10 protein-coding genes and 2 pseudogenes are annotated in these 15,252 nt (G+C 44.5%); 8 read left to right on the top strand and 4 right to left on the bottom strand.

The window, feature by feature from the left end:
* Positions 1–369: 369 nt before the first annotated feature.
* A pseudogene (locus F6K37_RS16185) lies at positions 370–921 on the top strand (RpnC/YadD family protein); the annotation flags it as partial.
* A 164-nt stretch (positions 922–1,085) separates the two neighbouring features.
* Positions 1,086–1,436: pseudogene (locus F6K37_RS45520) on the top strand (DUF4351 domain-containing protein); the annotation flags it as partial.
* Positions 1,437–1,679: 243 nt separating this feature from the next.
* Here F6K37_RS45520 and F6K37_RS16195 read toward each other — a convergent pair.
* Together F6K37_RS16195 and F6K37_RS16200 are read right to left on the bottom strand one after the other, a co-directional pair.
* Positions 1,680–2,666 (bottom strand): DUF1822 family protein, encoded by a 987-nt coding sequence (locus F6K37_RS16195; protein ID WP_287251170.1) that lies wholly within the window; start codon positions 2,664–2,666, stop codon positions 1,680–1,682.
* Entirely contained in the window at positions 2,663–3,538 is an 876-nt protein-coding gene (locus tag F6K37_RS16200; protein ID WP_008187603.1) for a hypothetical protein, read from the bottom strand. The genes F6K37_RS16195 and F6K37_RS16200 overlap by 4 nt, the downstream gene beginning before the upstream one ends.
* Positions 3,539–4,023: 485 nt before the next feature.
* Between F6K37_RS16200 and F6K37_RS16205 the strand changes: the two genes are divergently transcribed.
* Both F6K37_RS16205 and F6K37_RS16210 read left to right on the top strand, forming a co-directional pair.
* Entirely contained in the window at positions 4,024–4,221 is a 198-nt protein-coding gene (locus F6K37_RS16205) for a hypothetical protein (protein WP_287251171.1), read from the top strand.
* A 134-nt stretch (positions 4,222–4,355) separates the two neighbouring features.
* The gene (locus tag F6K37_RS16210) at positions 4,356–4,718 is read left to right on the top strand and encodes a response regulator transcription factor (protein WP_287251173.1); all 363 of its coding nucleotides are present in this window, start codon (positions 4,356–4,358) and stop codon (positions 4,716–4,718) included.
* Positions 4,719–4,824: 106 nt separating this feature from the next.
* Here F6K37_RS16210 and F6K37_RS16215 read toward each other — a convergent pair whose 3' ends face one another.
* A complete protein-coding gene (locus F6K37_RS16215; RefSeq protein ID WP_008187610.1) occupies positions 4,825–6,168 on the bottom strand; it encodes a response regulator in 1,344 nt (447 codons plus the stop codon).
* A 140-nt stretch (positions 6,169–6,308) separates the two neighbouring features.
* On the opposite strand from F6K37_RS16215, the gene F6K37_RS16220 reads away from it, so the two are divergent.
* The 4 genes from F6K37_RS16220 to F6K37_RS16235 all read left to right on the top strand — a co-directional run bounded on the left by F6K37_RS16220 (position 6,309) and on the right by F6K37_RS16235 (position 14,956).
* Complete coding sequence (locus tag F6K37_RS16220) at positions 6,309–7,253, top strand: chemotaxis protein CheW (protein WP_008187613.1); 945 nt, start codon at positions 6,309–6,311, stop codon at positions 7,251–7,253.
* A 23-nt stretch (positions 7,254–7,276) separates the two neighbouring features.
* Positions 7,277–10,381: a GAF domain-containing protein gene (locus F6K37_RS16225; RefSeq protein WP_287251176.1), complete on the top strand. Its 3,105-nt coding sequence runs from the start codon at positions 7,277–7,279 to the stop codon at positions 10,379–10,381.
* 88 nt (positions 10,382–10,469) lie between these two features.
* Positions 10,470–14,678: a response regulator gene (locus F6K37_RS16230; RefSeq protein ID WP_287251177.1), complete on the top strand. Its 4,209-nt coding sequence runs from the start codon at positions 10,470–10,472 to the stop codon at positions 14,676–14,678.
* Between the two features lie 53 nt (positions 14,679–14,731).
* On the top strand, positions 14,732–14,956 hold the full coding sequence (locus tag F6K37_RS16235) for a hypothetical protein (RefSeq protein WP_081473260.1): 225 nt from the start codon (positions 14,732–14,734) through the stop codon (positions 14,954–14,956).
* Here F6K37_RS16235 and F6K37_RS16240 read toward each other — a convergent pair.
* Positions 14,927–15,252, bottom strand: a 326-nt coding sequence (locus F6K37_RS16240) for a hypothetical protein (protein WP_287251180.1), incomplete at its 5' end; no start/stop codon positions are given. The two genes, F6K37_RS16235 and F6K37_RS16240, sit on opposite strands and share 30 nt — an antisense overlap.

Raw genomic sequence — 15,252 nt, forward strand, 5'->3', positions numbered from 1 at the left:
ATAAATGTTGGGAATTAGTTTATGCTTTGATGCGTTTAAGTCGTCATAAGCTCGATAATTATTTACGAGGTATGAGAGCTATGAAGCTTATACAGTCTACTTTTTAGCTCTCATGTCGCCCCCCCAGATTTATTTCCCATTCATAATTCCTAAAATTTGTCAAGTTTTTTGTAAAGAAATATGTTTATAACGCATAGCTTTTTTAAGGGGGGTTAGGGGGGATCTATGTACCTAATTACAAAGTTGACATGCTCCCTCTGAAAAGCCCAGCTCTTCAGTAATCAAATTTTATTTGAACCCCAGAAATAGCTCTGCAAACTGGGGTGCGTGTAACTCAATAATTAATCTTGATTCGATCAATTGTATTGTATGGCAAAACGTGCAGATATTGGTAGCAAACGCTTAATTAGTCTCGCTCCTAATGCTTGGGTGCAATGGGTAACCGGTAATCCCCAAGTGCGAGCATCTCAGTTACTGGATGCTGAGTTTCAATGGATTAGTCGCGAAAGCGATGTAATTGTAAAAGCGTCTAGCCCGGAACACTCCGAATTTCTGATTCTCAATGAATTACAACTACGCTATGACCAGAACATGCCTCAGCGAATGCGCAATTATGTGGCTTTAGCTGAGGAAAAATACAACCTATCCGCAAATCCAGTATTAATTAATATCTTGCCGCCCCCAGGCACAGTCACCATTGAAAATTGCTACGACAAGGAATTCATGGGATTAAAGGCGCGTCAAGATTATCGGGTAATTAATCTGTGGGAAGTAGAGGCTGAATTAGTATTAGAACAACCATTACCTCCCCTATTCCCATTTGTCCCAATCTTATTTGGAGGTGGTAGCGAATCAAAATTGCGCTCAGCGGTGCAGGCGTTACGAGCGGATCAAACCTTAAATCAACTAGAACCGCTCTTAGAGGTTGTCTGAGAAGTCTCATTTGCTACATCCAAGCCCCCGTTGGTCCCCCGAGCGAGCAATCCCTCGCTCGGGGGACTTTTAGAAGCAAATTGACTCTTGTTCCCCCCAAAGTTGGGGGGCTAGGGGGGCAAAATTCAGTATCAAAAAACTTGGGAGATCTCCTCTTAGCTTTCTTTGCTAGCTTTGTGTTAGAGATACCCTTAATTCAACAAATCATGAGGTGGGATATGACAGTATTACGAGAATCACTTAGGTGCGCTTTCCGCATTAAGAATTAAATTCGCCACGGGTCGCACCTCTGGTATCAAGAGATTTTACAAGAGGGTCTTGCTCAAGGCATCCAACAAGGGATTGAACAAGAACGTCGAGGCAGTTTAGAGCGCATCCTTAAACTGCGATTTTCCGAGATTCCTGTCGAGATATCCGTCAGAATTCAAGCCTTAACTCTTGAACAATTAGAAGAGTTGATGGCCACAGCATTAACGGTTAACTCCCTAGATGAGAAAGCGTGAACATTTGCCCAATTAATTAAATAAGGCCACACCCCACCTCGACCGTGGGGTGGGTTTTCCTCTTGATTTTACAACTCCGATCAGTGACAGAACAGAGATATTCGCGCATCACCTCAAGTAGCACCATCTGTAGCGCATTAGCTGATAGCTGATAGCTGTTCGCACCTCAAGCAGCGTGGCCTTTGGCCAAGCGTGCGCGTAGCGCATTAGCTGATAGCTGATAGCTGATAGCTGATAGCTTACCTAAATTATAAATTTTTCCGTGATACTTATATCTCCCAATTTTAATCTGACACTGAATCGTTCCTCTGGTTGGCAACTGAAATCAATTTGGATCTTGTCGTTAGTTTTTCCAGCTTGAGCTTTCATACAAGAATTTCCCGATTCATCGAGTAAATTTACCTGCAAATCTGGTGGTAAATACATTGAATCACCCGCAGGATATAGCCGCATAAAAATATCAATATCTTCAGTATCAGGAGGTTGGAAATTCACTTGCAGCAGCAGGACTACCCCTTGACCAGCTAAGTCCATTAGCTTGGCTCGCATTGTTGATCTGTCATTACCTCTTAAAGCCTGTATGCTCGCTTCTTGCTTGGAGCGCCGCTTGATACCTAACTCCGATCCTCTGAAGGCAGTAACCGTTTTGAAACTAGACCTGTACCTATACTCAGGTAAAAGTGATGGTGGTGGTTGCCAATCTGCCTGAAATATTTCTTCAAACCATTGGGTTACCCTCACCGATTTCTTAATCCAATCAATCTTGTCAATTAGTGTATCGAGAGATTCAAGCTTTTCTAGGGGTAAAGGGTCTAGGGATTTAGCGATCGCATGATACGGAGCAAATCCCAATAACTCTACCTGGTCTAATTGCTCACTGAACTGCACTGCCACATAACCAATCCGGTCTTCGGTCACTTCTAGTGGCACGTTCAAGGCTGACTGACCTGGTAGCACTGGACGACATTCCAATTTACCAATGTTGGGCAAAACCAGATCAGCTACATCAAACAATACTCTTAAACCCGGATTCCAACAATCACTTTGAGCAAGATTAGTTGGAATCTTGAGCCATTTAAGATAGTTTTTAACAGCATAAACTGCTAAAGTATTGAGATAGACGTGTTTTCCCTTCCTAGGGGTGGCTTGTTCAGCAGCAAACTGTGCTGCATAACTATGAGCGTATGGGCTAATAGAAACCTTAATGTTAGTTGATTCTGTAATAGTCATGGTTGATATCCAAACGTTTTACCAATATCTTGCAGCTTCGGCAGGCATTTTTTCTTCCAGTGAGAGTAGAGAGTTTGTTGGTTAGCGTTAAATTCTCTAGCAATGTCAGCAATTCTCTGGGGTGGTTCTTGTACTAGCAACCGCATTGCTAATAACTGACAATTACATTTGGGATATTTGCGGGGATGACAACCGATTAGTTTCCCATCTGGATCGTTTTTAATTTCTTCGAGAATCCCTTGACTTAGACGCTGGCGTTCAGCTGTCTGGATTGCTTCAATGTAATCATCCAGTCTACTCAAGGAAGGTCTAGGGTCTGGCAACCGGTCTTCTAGAGTCCTTGAATCCTCGTCACTGTTACCGATCGGTTGATTAGTGCTAATCCTTGGATATTTACTATCTGAGATATATAAATCTCGGATGCGCCAGCGTAAATATCCGTTGATCCAGGTAACTAAGCTTTTTTCAACGGAGGTTGAACTTGGCTCAAACTGGTACAGATTGCGGATGACCCATTCCCAGGTTCGATTTAACGCCTCTAGATAGTCTACGTGGGAAGATTTGTAAATGCCAGGTAGATTTTGAATAACGCTCAGGAGACGATTCAAGGCTTTCTGCCGCTCAGGACTTCGGTCTGGGTAGCGGGATACTGCTTCAATTAGGTTTCTTAGGATTTGATCCACAGGAGTCTTTTTCCCCAGCTGCCCTGCCTTTGGCTGCCATAGTTGAGCAACACCAATGGAGCGGTCGCAAACCAGGATACGAGAGTCTACATGGGTGAATTTTAACTGACTTTTAACTAACCAATTAAACTCCCAGTAGCTGGTATGACTGCTGATAGGCTGGATGCACCCTGATACATTAACCACCATTGTTAATCCTCTCGATTGCTTACCCGTAGTTGTTCTACCAAGCCTAGATAACTCAGAGGCTGGCTTTGGGTCATTGACCAGTGGGGAAGTTGGTAATGGTGGTTCACTATCATGACTAGTACTGTTTTGAACTCTCTATGTACTTATCAGCCCTAGCTGAGCATTTTATGAATCCGATTTTTGGAACCCGAGCCGGTTGACTGAAAAAACTCTCCTGTGTGTTACTGCTATGTAAACAGCCCAAGAAGCCTTCTTGACTCAGCCTTCTCAAGGTTAGGCTGAGTTTGTGATAATATTGTGAGGTCTCTACAGTCAAGTCTCTACAGTCAAGTTTCTACTGAGATTTAGGATCCTAGCTTCACAGAGTATAATTTTTTTTTGTTACCTGAATTCCCCATAAGCAACTCTCCTATGATTGAGTATTTGTATTCTAGGAAATAGTTTAGTAAAAAAATAACACTTTTTTGCTAGATGATATATACCTTGTGGCCAACTTAATTTTTAAGTCTTTAAAATTCTTGATTGCTGACCTTGAAAAATCTTTTAATTTAGTCCTGTCTTCCCGATTCCTTATTTCCTACTCCCTACTCCGAAGCTCCGAAACTCGGAATCTCCCCTGCTTTGGAAGCTCCCCTGCTTTGGAAGCTCCCTTGCTCCCCGTGCTCTGGTCACCAGGGATTTGATATAACCCCCTTGGGTGGAAGAGCTGAGTTCACCCTGATGGAAAAGAATAGCGCTAGATAAAAACCATGATTTTATCAGCAATTTTGCCCTTGCCATTAACAAATTTTATGTATAAGGTGCTATACTTTAATCTATGAAAACTGTTTTGGTGGTTGAAGATAGCGTAACAGAAAGACAGTACCTAACTCGCTGTTTGCAACAAGCGGGTTTGGGGGTTACTGGCGTGGCTAGTGTAGAAGAGGCTCGGGAAAAATTATCTCATCAGAGGCCGGATTTAGTGGTTTTAGATGTAATTTTGCCTGGTCAAAGTGGTTTTGAGTTTTGTCGAGCCCTGAAAGTTAATCCTCACACTAGCCAGATTCCTGTGGTGATTTGCTCCACCAAAGGTACTGAGGTGGACAAAATTTGGGGAAAGATGCTGGGGGCTGATGCCTACTTAGCTAAACCAGTGACTCCAGAAGAACTGCTGTGTACCCTAGAGGAGCTGATTCAATAGTTAGGGTTTGTTGACTGTTAACCGTTGACCGTTAAGTGTTAACCTAGGACAATTCTGGATTCCCCCCACCTCCAGACTCTTCCTTCACTTACGGACTCTTCTCTTTTTAAACTGGATCGGTCTTGCAAGGCGAGGTTGTATGATACTTGCGCACCGTTGCCACTACTTTTTGATTGTCGATTGGTTTGCTAAGGAAATCAGTGGCCCCAACGATTCTGGCTCTTACCCGGTCTACAATACCATCTTTAGCAGTCAGAATAATCACTGGTGTATTGGCAAACATTGACACCCGGCGGATCTGGGCGCACATTTCGTAGCCATTAACAATCGGCATCACCAAATCCAAGAATATTAAATCTGGCTTATGCTTGAGTAGCAAAGGTAGAGCTTGGATAGAGTCTTGGATTCCTAAAAATCGATAACCTGCTGATTGAATCACTTCCTTCATAATTTTACAGGTTTGGGGGTGATCATCAATACAGACTATTAATGCCTGATCAGACTTCTTCTGGGATTTTGGGGTTTGGGATTTTGGGGTTTGGGATTTTGGGGTTTGGGATTTTGGGGTTTGGGATTTTTGGCTACTAATGCCTGCCTTGGCGGGGATATCTACAAATTTGGGAGCGCTCAAGTCAGGCACTTCTACTAGTTCAATCAGTTGTTTCTTAATATAAGGATAAAGCGATCGCATCAGCAGTAACAGATCTCGTTTGAGCAGGGCTGCTATATCTCGCAGGGTGCGCTTACCGTTGATTAACGTTACCAGATTTTTGTAGGTAGCCACTGAGGTTTGCTGTTGCAAAACCGACTTTTGCAACAGCACCGGTGCATAGTCAGGAGAAACACCCTCCCAACCCATTTCTGACCACTGCTGCCAGACCTGTTGAACTTGCTTGATAGTTGGTTCTAGCTCTAACATCCACGTTTGTGGCAAAATCCCCTGCATAGAGGGACGTATTCCCAACTGGGCATTGAGCAAGAAATTGTCAGGCTTCTTTACCCTAGTTTCAATCGCGTTTGAGGACACAGAACCATTACTGGGTTGAATAAGGGTTTGGTCCGGAGAAACTAAGGTTAGGCTCTGGAGGATATCAAACAATATTTCTGCCACAATGCCTTGAATTACAACCACCGTCTGTTGAGGGTTGATCATTCGCTTCCGTGCTAACAGCACCATCAACTGGTAGTCCCAACAGGACCCTGGCTCTATCTTTTTCAGGGCAATCCGATTAGGATTAACCTCAGGACAATGATAGATTATCTGCCGACGCCAACGCCTAGTGGGATGAACACTGCCAGATGCCCATACCAAACGCCCATAGCTCAAGTAGAGGCTCCATTGCTGAGCAGTTGACACCTTCAGATCCAGTCGGCCAGTAAATTTTTCGTGACCGTAGCGTACTAGCTTAGAACTCAAGCTATTAAAGGTAGATTCAACCCTGGTTTTCATTGGCCCATAAATTCACGCAATTCTAAAAACGTGAGCATTCACTCTAACCAAAATTAAAAATTATTACAAATCAAGCGATTAAATACCAAGTAATTGTATTTATCATAAATTTTTGATCATTTCGATAGTAACTTGGTGTGATGAGCAAAGAGCAGATTTCCAAGACAAGCAAAATTTTACAATTAGCTAAACAAGGAAACCCAAAAGTCATCGCTGCCATGCTGAATCATAAACTTCAGCACGAAGGTATTATAGCTAAAGTTAAACTATACGATAGCTGTTTATTGGTTTTACTGGAAGCAGACCCCGCTCCTAAGCCAGGAGCCGTGGTAAGATTTATCTACCACACAATCAGCAAGCTAAAACCAAACTCAATTGATACCGTCAAAATTTTGGGGCGTAGCCTAACCGAGAAACAACCAGCATGGCGCAAACAAATTAAACTAGAAAGCATTCCGGTGGTGCTCGACTTATCTACTTGGCTAGAGTCAGGCTCAACGGTGAGAACTAATCAAGTTCATTATCCTGTCTCCTGGCAGAAAAATGAACATAATTTCCAGGGGAATCAAGCTCAATTACCTCTGGCTACCTCCGTTAAGGTCAGTGTTGATGCCCAACTTCCCCCCCAGGAGAAATTTTTGCGCTTCCAGGTAGGGTCTGGCAATGGGGCTTTGTTACAGGTAAACTACATCCAAGCAATTCTGAATGTGTCGGTTGCTGAAATTTTGCCAATTCCCCATACTGCCGATAGTGTGATTGGGATTTACAACTGGCGTAGTGAAATGCTGTGGTTGTTAGATCTAAACTATCTGCTAGGATTTCCTGCTGTTTGGCAACCCAAGTACATCTCCAGGACAAAAATCATGGTGATTGTACTTCAAGTCAACAGCAAACTGCTGGGACTGGTGGTTTCACAAGTGGAAGAAATAGAACAGCACCATTGGGAAAACTTACAACCCCCTGATCGATTATTGCCCCTCAGATTTGGACACTTTGTCAAAGCCTATCTTCCCGAAGCTAGTAGTATTATCTTAGATGCCCAACGAATTGTCCAAGCAGCAGTTGATATAAAGTATGAAGTATAAGTAAAATTTACGACTCTAGACAGATGTCAGAAGCACAATGGGATGATAATGATTCAGAACTGCTATTAGAAAATCACAATCTCCTCAAGGAGAATACTCCGCAATTTTTTAACTCTGCTCGCCCTAACCTAGAGGGATTTAAGGTTAACCTAGACAGGCTAAAAACTGATCTAGAGCAACGCCGAAGGGTAGATAAGTTAGACCTGAAAAAAAATTTGGAGCAATTTGAATCCTTTGGTCAGGAGGTTGAGCAGTTTACGGCAGGGGTGAATCTGGAAATTCAGCAATTGAAGCTTAGCTACGAAGAGGCACTCCAACAACAGTTCCAAGCCCAGCATGAAAAATTGTTAGAGCTGAGCAGATTAATGAGTGAAGCTGGGGACTGGGAAACCTTACTAAACAATACAGTCAATGGGGTTCAACATCTAAGCCTTGCCGAGCGGGTGTTAATTTATCGCTTCAATTCTGCTCGCACCGGAATAGTTTTGGCAGAAGCCGTAGAACGGGGGTGGACTCCTGCGGTCGGGGAAACCCTAGATGCTACTGCTTTTGGGGCTGACTTGTCCACAGAGTATTTGCAGCAGTCAAGGGTAATTATCGATCACGTCAGCAATGATTCGGTCACTCCCTACCAACTCCAGCTGCTGGATAAATTTCAAGTTCAATCGAGTCTCAGCTTATGCTTGCCCGTATCGGGGAAAGCTTGGGGTTTGTTGGTCCTGCAGCAATGCCTGGTACAGACAAACCAAGACAGGTCGGTTCCATCCTGGACTCCACAACAGATTAATTCCTTTCAAACTATTGCCACAGAACTATCCCTTCACCTAACTACCCACGAGTTACGCACTCAGTTGCAACAGCAGCAGGCGCGGGAGGCAACTGTGGCGAAAGTCATTAACAAAATCCGCCGTTCTCTGGATATCAAGACTATTTTCCAGACCACTACTCAAGAAGTGCGACAGCTGCTCAACACTGACCGAGCCGTTATCTATCGCTTTAATCCCGATTGGAGTGGTGAATTTGTAGCAGAGTCTGTGGCTGGAGGCTGGATTTCTTTGCTTCAGAGCCAGACTCATAGTCCAACCCTAAGGGCTGATATCAGCGCATGCAGCATCCAACAATTGGCTACTCAACCAATTAATCAGGTCGATACTTATCTTCAAGAAACCCAGGGGGGTTCCTATAGTAGGGGGGAAACCTACCGGGTGGTGGAGGATATCTACAATCAGGATTTCACCCCTTGTTATCTTCAAGTGCTAGAAAGTTATCAGGTCAGAGCTTATGTGATTGTAGCTATTTACCAGAATGAAAAACTCTGGGGATTATTGGCTACCTATCAAAACTCTGATCTCAGGCAATGGAAGCAGTCAGAGGTTAGCTGGATGCTAGAGATTGCAGCTGAGTTAGAAGTAGCATTGCAACACTCTGAGCTACTGGAGGCACAACGGTTAAAGTCTGAGGAATTACATCAAGCAGCAGAACGGGAAAGAGTATTGACTAAGGTCACGGATAAAATTCAACAATCCCAAGACCTACGCACTATTTTTAATGTTACCACCAACGAAGTTCGTAAACTCTTAGGGGTTGACCGTGTTACGATATATCGCTTCAATTCTGATTGGAGTGGCTCCTTTGTTGCTGAGTCGGTGGCTAGTGGCTGGAGCTCTCTAATCCAGGAACAGACTAATAATCCCCTCATCAACAAAAATATTAGTGAATGTATCGTGAAAACGGTGGCTGGAAATACCCCTGAGCAGTTTAGCCAGCAAGCCCCAACCATCCGAGATACCTATCTGCAAACCATCCAAGGCAATCTCTCTAGCCAAGACAAACCCTTCTGGGTGGTTAGTGATATCTACGAAGGGGATTTTTCAAGTTGTTATATCGAGCAGCTAGAGCGATATCAGGCCAGAGCCTATACTATTGTGCCAATTTTCCAAGGGGATAAGCTGTGGGGTTTACTGGCTGCTTATCAAAATTCTGAGCCTAGGGATTGGCAAGGGGAAGAGATTAATTGGATGGTTCAGATTGCGGCTCAGATCAGTATACCCTTGCAGCGAGCTGAGTATTTGGAACAATTGCGGACGCAATCCCAAAAACTAGCAGAATTAGCATCACAGGAAAAGGAGGCTAGGGAATTATTCCAACAGCGTGCTATTGATTTGCTTACAGCTGTCCGACCTGCTCTAGACGGTGACTTGACCGTTAGAGCTCCGATTACCAATGATGAACTTGGGACTATTGCAGATGCTTACAACAACACCATCCAGAGTTTACGGGAAATTGTGATCCAGGTACTCTCAGCTTCTGTCAAAGTCGCTGAAACTGCTACACAGAGTGAAGCAGCAATTACTAAAGTTTCCCAAGAAGCCCAGCATCAGTGTCAGGAGTTGACCCAAGGGATTGATCAAATCCAGAGCATGGTTAACTCTACCCAAGCCGTAACCGCTAGCGCCCAATCCATCGACCGAGCTGTGCAAGAGGCAAACCAAAAAGTAGCATCGGGGGAGACAGCTATGAACCGCACAGTGGAGGGAATTCTAGGAATTCGGGACAGTGTGGAGGAAGCCAGCCACCAAATTAGACAGTTAAGTCAATACTCCCAAAATGTTGACCGGGTATTGAATTTGATTAGTGATTTTGCCACCCAAACCCAGCTACTCTCCCTCAATGCTGCTCTCGAAGCCACCAGGGCTGGGGAGTATGGTAAAGGATTTGCGGTAGTAGCTGATGAGGTGCGCTCCTTAGCTCGACAGTCGGCCAAGGCAACTACGGAAATTTCTAATTTAGTTGCTGAAATCCGCACTCAGACCCGAGAGGTGATTAAAGTGACCGAAGTGGCGATCGCTCAGGTTAATACTGGCACGGAATTGGTAGAAGAAAGCAAGGGCAATCTAAATGCGATCGCATCAGCTACTGGTGAGATTAGCCAGTTAGTTGCAGGCATTACCCAGGCAACCCTAGCCCAACTGGAACAATCACAATCGGTCACCCAAACCATGAAAGAAGTTGCCACCATATCCACCAATACTTCTGAAGACTCTACCGAGCTTTGGGAGTCCTTCAAGGAATCCCTCACCACCATCAAAAATCTACAGGCAGCTGTTGAGCGGTTTACCGTGAACTAGTTATAGTGCTACGGGTGGGGAGTGTCGGGAGTGTGAGGAGTGTGGGGCGGCGGCGCGGGGAGTGTTAAAAGCCTGATCAGCTACTGGCGTGGTTTTCGCCACCAGCAACTATAAGGTAAATTCAAGTTTTTTACCCCGACTCCCGACTCCCGATTCCCGACTCCCGACTCCCGATCCCCTACTCCCTAAAAAAATGTCAACTATTGATCCAGAAACCTATCAATACTTTCTAGGCGAAGCCCAGGACTTGCTGCAAGTTATTGAACAAAATTTGCTGGCTTTGACACCGAACAAGCCAAAAAACCAACTTTATGACTTAATGCGAGCCACTCATACCCTGAAAGGCGCAGCTGCTAATGTCCGGCAAGACACCATAAAGAGTGTAGCACATTATCTCGAAGATGTCTTCCGGGCAATGTTAGCCCCTGAGGCAACCATTGATACAGAGCTAGAAACACTACTGTTTGAAGGATATCAGTGCCTGAGGATGGCACTGACCGCTGAAATGACCGGGGAGTTGAGCAAGAATACTGAGATTATCAACCGAGCTGCAGGGGTGTTTGCTAAACTGCAAGCTAAATTAGGAGATTGCTTTGACTATCAAGCCTCTCTACCCACATCAGCAGAACTTGGGTTTGATATTGTCCAATCTATCTTTGAAGTAGGAGTCAAGCAACGCATTGATCACCTAGCTTCCTTGTTGAAGGTTGGAAGTTCTGAAGGGTTACAGGTTGGCAGGTTGGATGTTGAAAGTTCTGAAGGGTTACAGGTTGGCAGGTTGGATGTTGAAAGTTCTCAAGGGTCACAGGTTGACAGGTTGCATGTTGAAAGTTCTCAAGGGTTACAGGTTGGCAGGTTGCATGTTGAAAGTTCTCAAGGGTTACAGGTTGGCAGGTTGCATGTTGAAAGTTTTCCAGACAACCTTGAACCTTCAACCGAAACTAACCTTGAACCTTCAACCGAAACTAACCTTGAACCTTCAACCGAAACTAACCTTCAACCTTCAACCGAAACTAACCTTCAACCTTCAACCGAAACTAACCTTCAACCTTCAACCCCCGATTATGATAAGGCTACGTTGATAGAGATTGCTGAGACCTTGCGAGAACAAGGTGAAATATTTGTAGGGTTGGGGGAATCCTTGAGCTTACCAGGGTTTAAAGCTATTGCCGAAAACACCCTCAAAGCCCTTGACGCTTACCCTGAACAGGTGATGGAAATTGCCAAGATTGCCTTAACGAATTTCCAGGAAGCTCATACTGCTGTCTTAGGAGGCGATCGCACTCGTGGAGGAAACCCCAGCCGAGGCCTTCAACAATTAGCTGGATCACAAGAAGAGTTACAGGTTGTTCGCGAAGCGTGGCCAAAAGGCCAAGGTTGGAAGGTTGAAGGTTCACAATCGTTGAAGGTTGAAGGTTCACAATCGTTGAAGGTTGAAGGTTCACAATCGTTGAAGGTTGAAGGTTCACAATCGTTAAATGTTGAAGGTTGGAACGTTGAAGGTTTTCCAGACAAACTTCAACCTTCAACCAACACTAACCTTCAACCTTCAACCAACACTAATCTTCAACCTTCAACCAACACTAACCTTCAACCTTCAACCAACACTAACCTTCAACCTTCAACCAACACTAACCTTCAACCTTCAACCAACACTAACCTTCAACCTGCTAACCTTCAACCTGCTAACCTTAAATCGGCAACAGCCCTTGATGAATTACTTGAGGAAACCTTTGGTAATATTCCTCTCGCGCAACAGCAAACTAATCAAGTGTTTCCTGAAGAGGAATCTCTTGAGGGAGATAGTATACTTCCAGATAGTATATTTCCAGATACTATATTTCTGGATGAATCTTCAGAAACCGTAGCAACAGACAATCTTAACCAAGCTCAGACTGACTCTAAGCAAGAGTCGGAGTTAGCGGTTAACTCTGAATCAGGAAAAGAAGTAAACCAAATATCAATGTCTCCTCCCGATCGGGAGTCTGGAGAGGCTGGTGTGCCTTCATTAGCAGAGGGCTCGATCAAGACATCGGCCACAGTGCGCGTTGATTTAGACAGTCTTAAACATCTATCTCACCTAGTTGGGGAACTACTGATTAACCAAAACCAGTTAGGATGGCAGGATGAAAACTGTCAAGGGGTAGTTGAAAAACTCTCCAATTGGCTCAAGCAACACCGCCACACCCTGACTCAACTGCGCACTCAGCTCAAGAAGCATTCCTCTAATCAGCAAATTTCTAAGCTCTGGGATTCGGCATGGGAAGAAACCCTGCAACTGACTCAAGCTACAGAAGACCTGAGCTTGTTAGCCACTACGGCTGCTGCTAGTGTGGAACGAGAACAGCGTCTATCAACTCAGCTGAGGGATACTCTTCAATCGGCTCGGACTATACCTCTGGAACATCTGCTTAAATCCTTTCCCTCCATGGTGCAGCAGTTGTCTAATGTCCATCACAAGTCAGCGGAATTGACCCTCAGTGTTAGTAATGTCCTAGTTGATAAAACCATTGCTGATTATCTCTATGATGCTTTACTGCATCTAGTCCGCAATGGTTTCGACCATGGTATTGAATCTTCCGAGGTTCGCCAACAAAGGGGTAAACCTGCTATCGGTAAGATTGAAATTCGTGCCTTCTATCAAGGAAATCGCACCATCATTGAAGTCACAGATGATGGTCAGGGACTGGACTTGGAAAAGATTTATAATCGTGCCGTGGAAACCAACCTGCTCAGTGTTGAGCACTTGGAAGCCCTGGGCGAATCACCGGAGCCAAATCAGCTATTAGACTTACTTTGTCAGCCAGGATTTTCCACTGTTTCTCAAATTAACGAACTTTCTGGACGAGGTATTGGCCTAGATGTGGTGCGCTCCCAACTGCAACGGATTAACGGTCGGGTAAAGGTTCGCTTCCAGCAGGGTCTTGGCACAACCTTTTGCTTGCAGATCCAAGAGGCCCTCAGAAATGCCAGGGTGCTAGTGGTTCAAGCTAGTCAGGGAGTGTATGGGTTTGTGGGTAATGACATTGAACAGATAGTGTTGCCAGCATCTGAGCACATCCAGATGGTGAATGATCAAAAAATCCTGAATTGGCATCACAGGGGGAATGAGTATAGCACTCCCGTTTACCAACTCTCATGCTTACTGGAATACTCATCCCAACAGGTATCGACACTACCAGCTTGGAATCCCTTGCTCACTAAACCCCAAGAGATTAATCCGATCCTATTGATGGCTAGCGGTGACGGATGGGTAGGACTAGAAGTGGAACAAGTACTCGAAGAGCAAGAACTGGTGATCAAGCAGCTGTCTAATGCGATCGCATATCCTCCCTATGTTTATGGTTGCAGTATCTTGGCCGATGGTCGCTTGACCCTGGTAATTGACGGTATAGGGTTACTTAACTATGTACAGCAGCTCCCTCAATCTCAGCCATCCTTGTTGAAGGTTGGCAGTTATCAAGAGTTGAAAGTTGGGAGGTTGAAGGTTGTTCGCGAAGCGTGGCCTATTGGCCAAGGTTCTGAAGAGTTGAAGGTTAGCAGGTTGAAGGTTGTTCGCGAAGCGTGGCCTATTGGCCAAGGTTCTGAAGAGTTGAAGGTTAGCAGGTTGAACGTTGTTCGCGAAGCGTGGCCTTTTGGCCAAGGTTTTCCAGACAAGCTTCAACCTGATCATAGACAACCTGATAACCTTCAACCAGCTAACCTACCCTTCTCGAACGCCAAAGGCGAACAACCTGCCAACCTTCAACCTGCCAACCTTCAACCTGCTAACCTTCAACCTGCTAACCTTCAACCTGCTAACCTTCAACCTGCTAACCTTCAACCTGCTAACCTTCAACCTGCTAACCTTCAACCTGCCAACCTTCAACCTGCCAACCTTCAACCTGCCAAGCTTTCTAAAACCTTTTTAGTTGTCGATGATTCCATTACTGAGCGACAAAATTTAAGCCTAATTCTAGAACGAAATGGTAACCATGTGGTGCAAGCTAAAGATGGTTGGGAGGCTATAGAACTATTGCGCAGAAGTAGTGGTATTGATCTGATTATCTGTGATTTAGAAATGCCACGGTTAAACGGTCTTGAGTTTTTGAGTCTTAGTCATCAAGAGCCAGCTTTAGCTGATATTCCTATTATTATGCTCACCTCCCGTAGTCAGGATAAATACAAAAAACTTGCTACCGAACTCGGAGCTATAGCTTATTTGACTAAACCGTATTTAGACGAAGATATTTTAGCAACAATTAATAAAGCCGTCAGCGGTCAGCGGTCAGCGGTCAGTGGTCAGCCTAATGCTTAAAATAAACCTCAGCATTCAGTAGTCAGCGGTCAGCGGTCAGTGGTCAGCGGTCAGTGGTCAGCGGTCAGCGGTCAGTGGTCAGCCTAATGCTTAAAATAAACTTCATTTGGGATAATTTAATAGTAAGCGGTCAGCGGTCAGCCGTCAGGGGTCAGCGGTCAGCTTTCCGTAACTCTGATCAAACGAATGCTTACCTGTTTTATTCAAAATCACCTCAAGTAGCGTGGCACAGGCTTCTAGCCTGTGACCTAACCCATAAGCTGAAAGCTGAAACCTGATAACTGATAGCTGATAACTGATAACTGATAGCTGATAACTGATAAATAATAACTGATAGCTGATAACTGATAACTGATAACTGATAGCTGATAACTGATAACTGATAAATAATAACTGATAGCTGATAACTGATAGCTGATAGCTGATAGCTTACGGAGTAGGGATATTAAAAAAATTAGAGTTATTGTCTTTAAAATCGCTAAGTATTGGTTAGCATTACCAATGACAGTGGTCTTAAACGTTAGGGATTTTCCCAGCAACATTAGGGAGAGTAGCAGGGATAACAGACTAATTC

The sequence above is a fragment of the Moorena sp. SIO4E2 genome, from assembly GCF_010671945.1.
Taxonomy (GTDB): Bacteria; Cyanobacteriota; Cyanobacteriia; order Cyanobacteriales; family Coleofasciculaceae; genus Moorena; species Moorena producens.

Coding starts and splice junctions, on each gene's coding strand:
- F6K37_RS16195 (WP_287251170.1), bottom strand. CDS start 2,666: ATGACTATTACAGAATCAACTAACATTAAGGTTTCTATTAGCCCATAC.
- F6K37_RS16200 (WP_008187603.1), bottom strand. CDS start 3,538: ATGGTGGTTAATGTATCAGGGTGCATCCAGCCTATCAGCAGTCATACC.
- F6K37_RS16210 (WP_287251173.1), top strand. CDS start 4,356: ATGAAAACTGTTTTGGTGGTTGAAGATAGCGTAACAGAAAGACAGTAC.
- F6K37_RS16215 (WP_008187610.1), bottom strand. CDS start 6,168: ATGAAAACCAGGGTTGAATCTACCTTTAATAGCTTGAGTTCTAAGCTA.
- F6K37_RS16220 (WP_008187613.1), top strand. CDS start 6,309: ATGAGCAAAGAGCAGATTTCCAAGACAAGCAAAATTTTACAATTAGCT.
- F6K37_RS16225 (WP_287251176.1), top strand. CDS start 7,277: ATGTCAGAAGCACAATGGGATGATAATGATTCAGAACTGCTATTAGAA.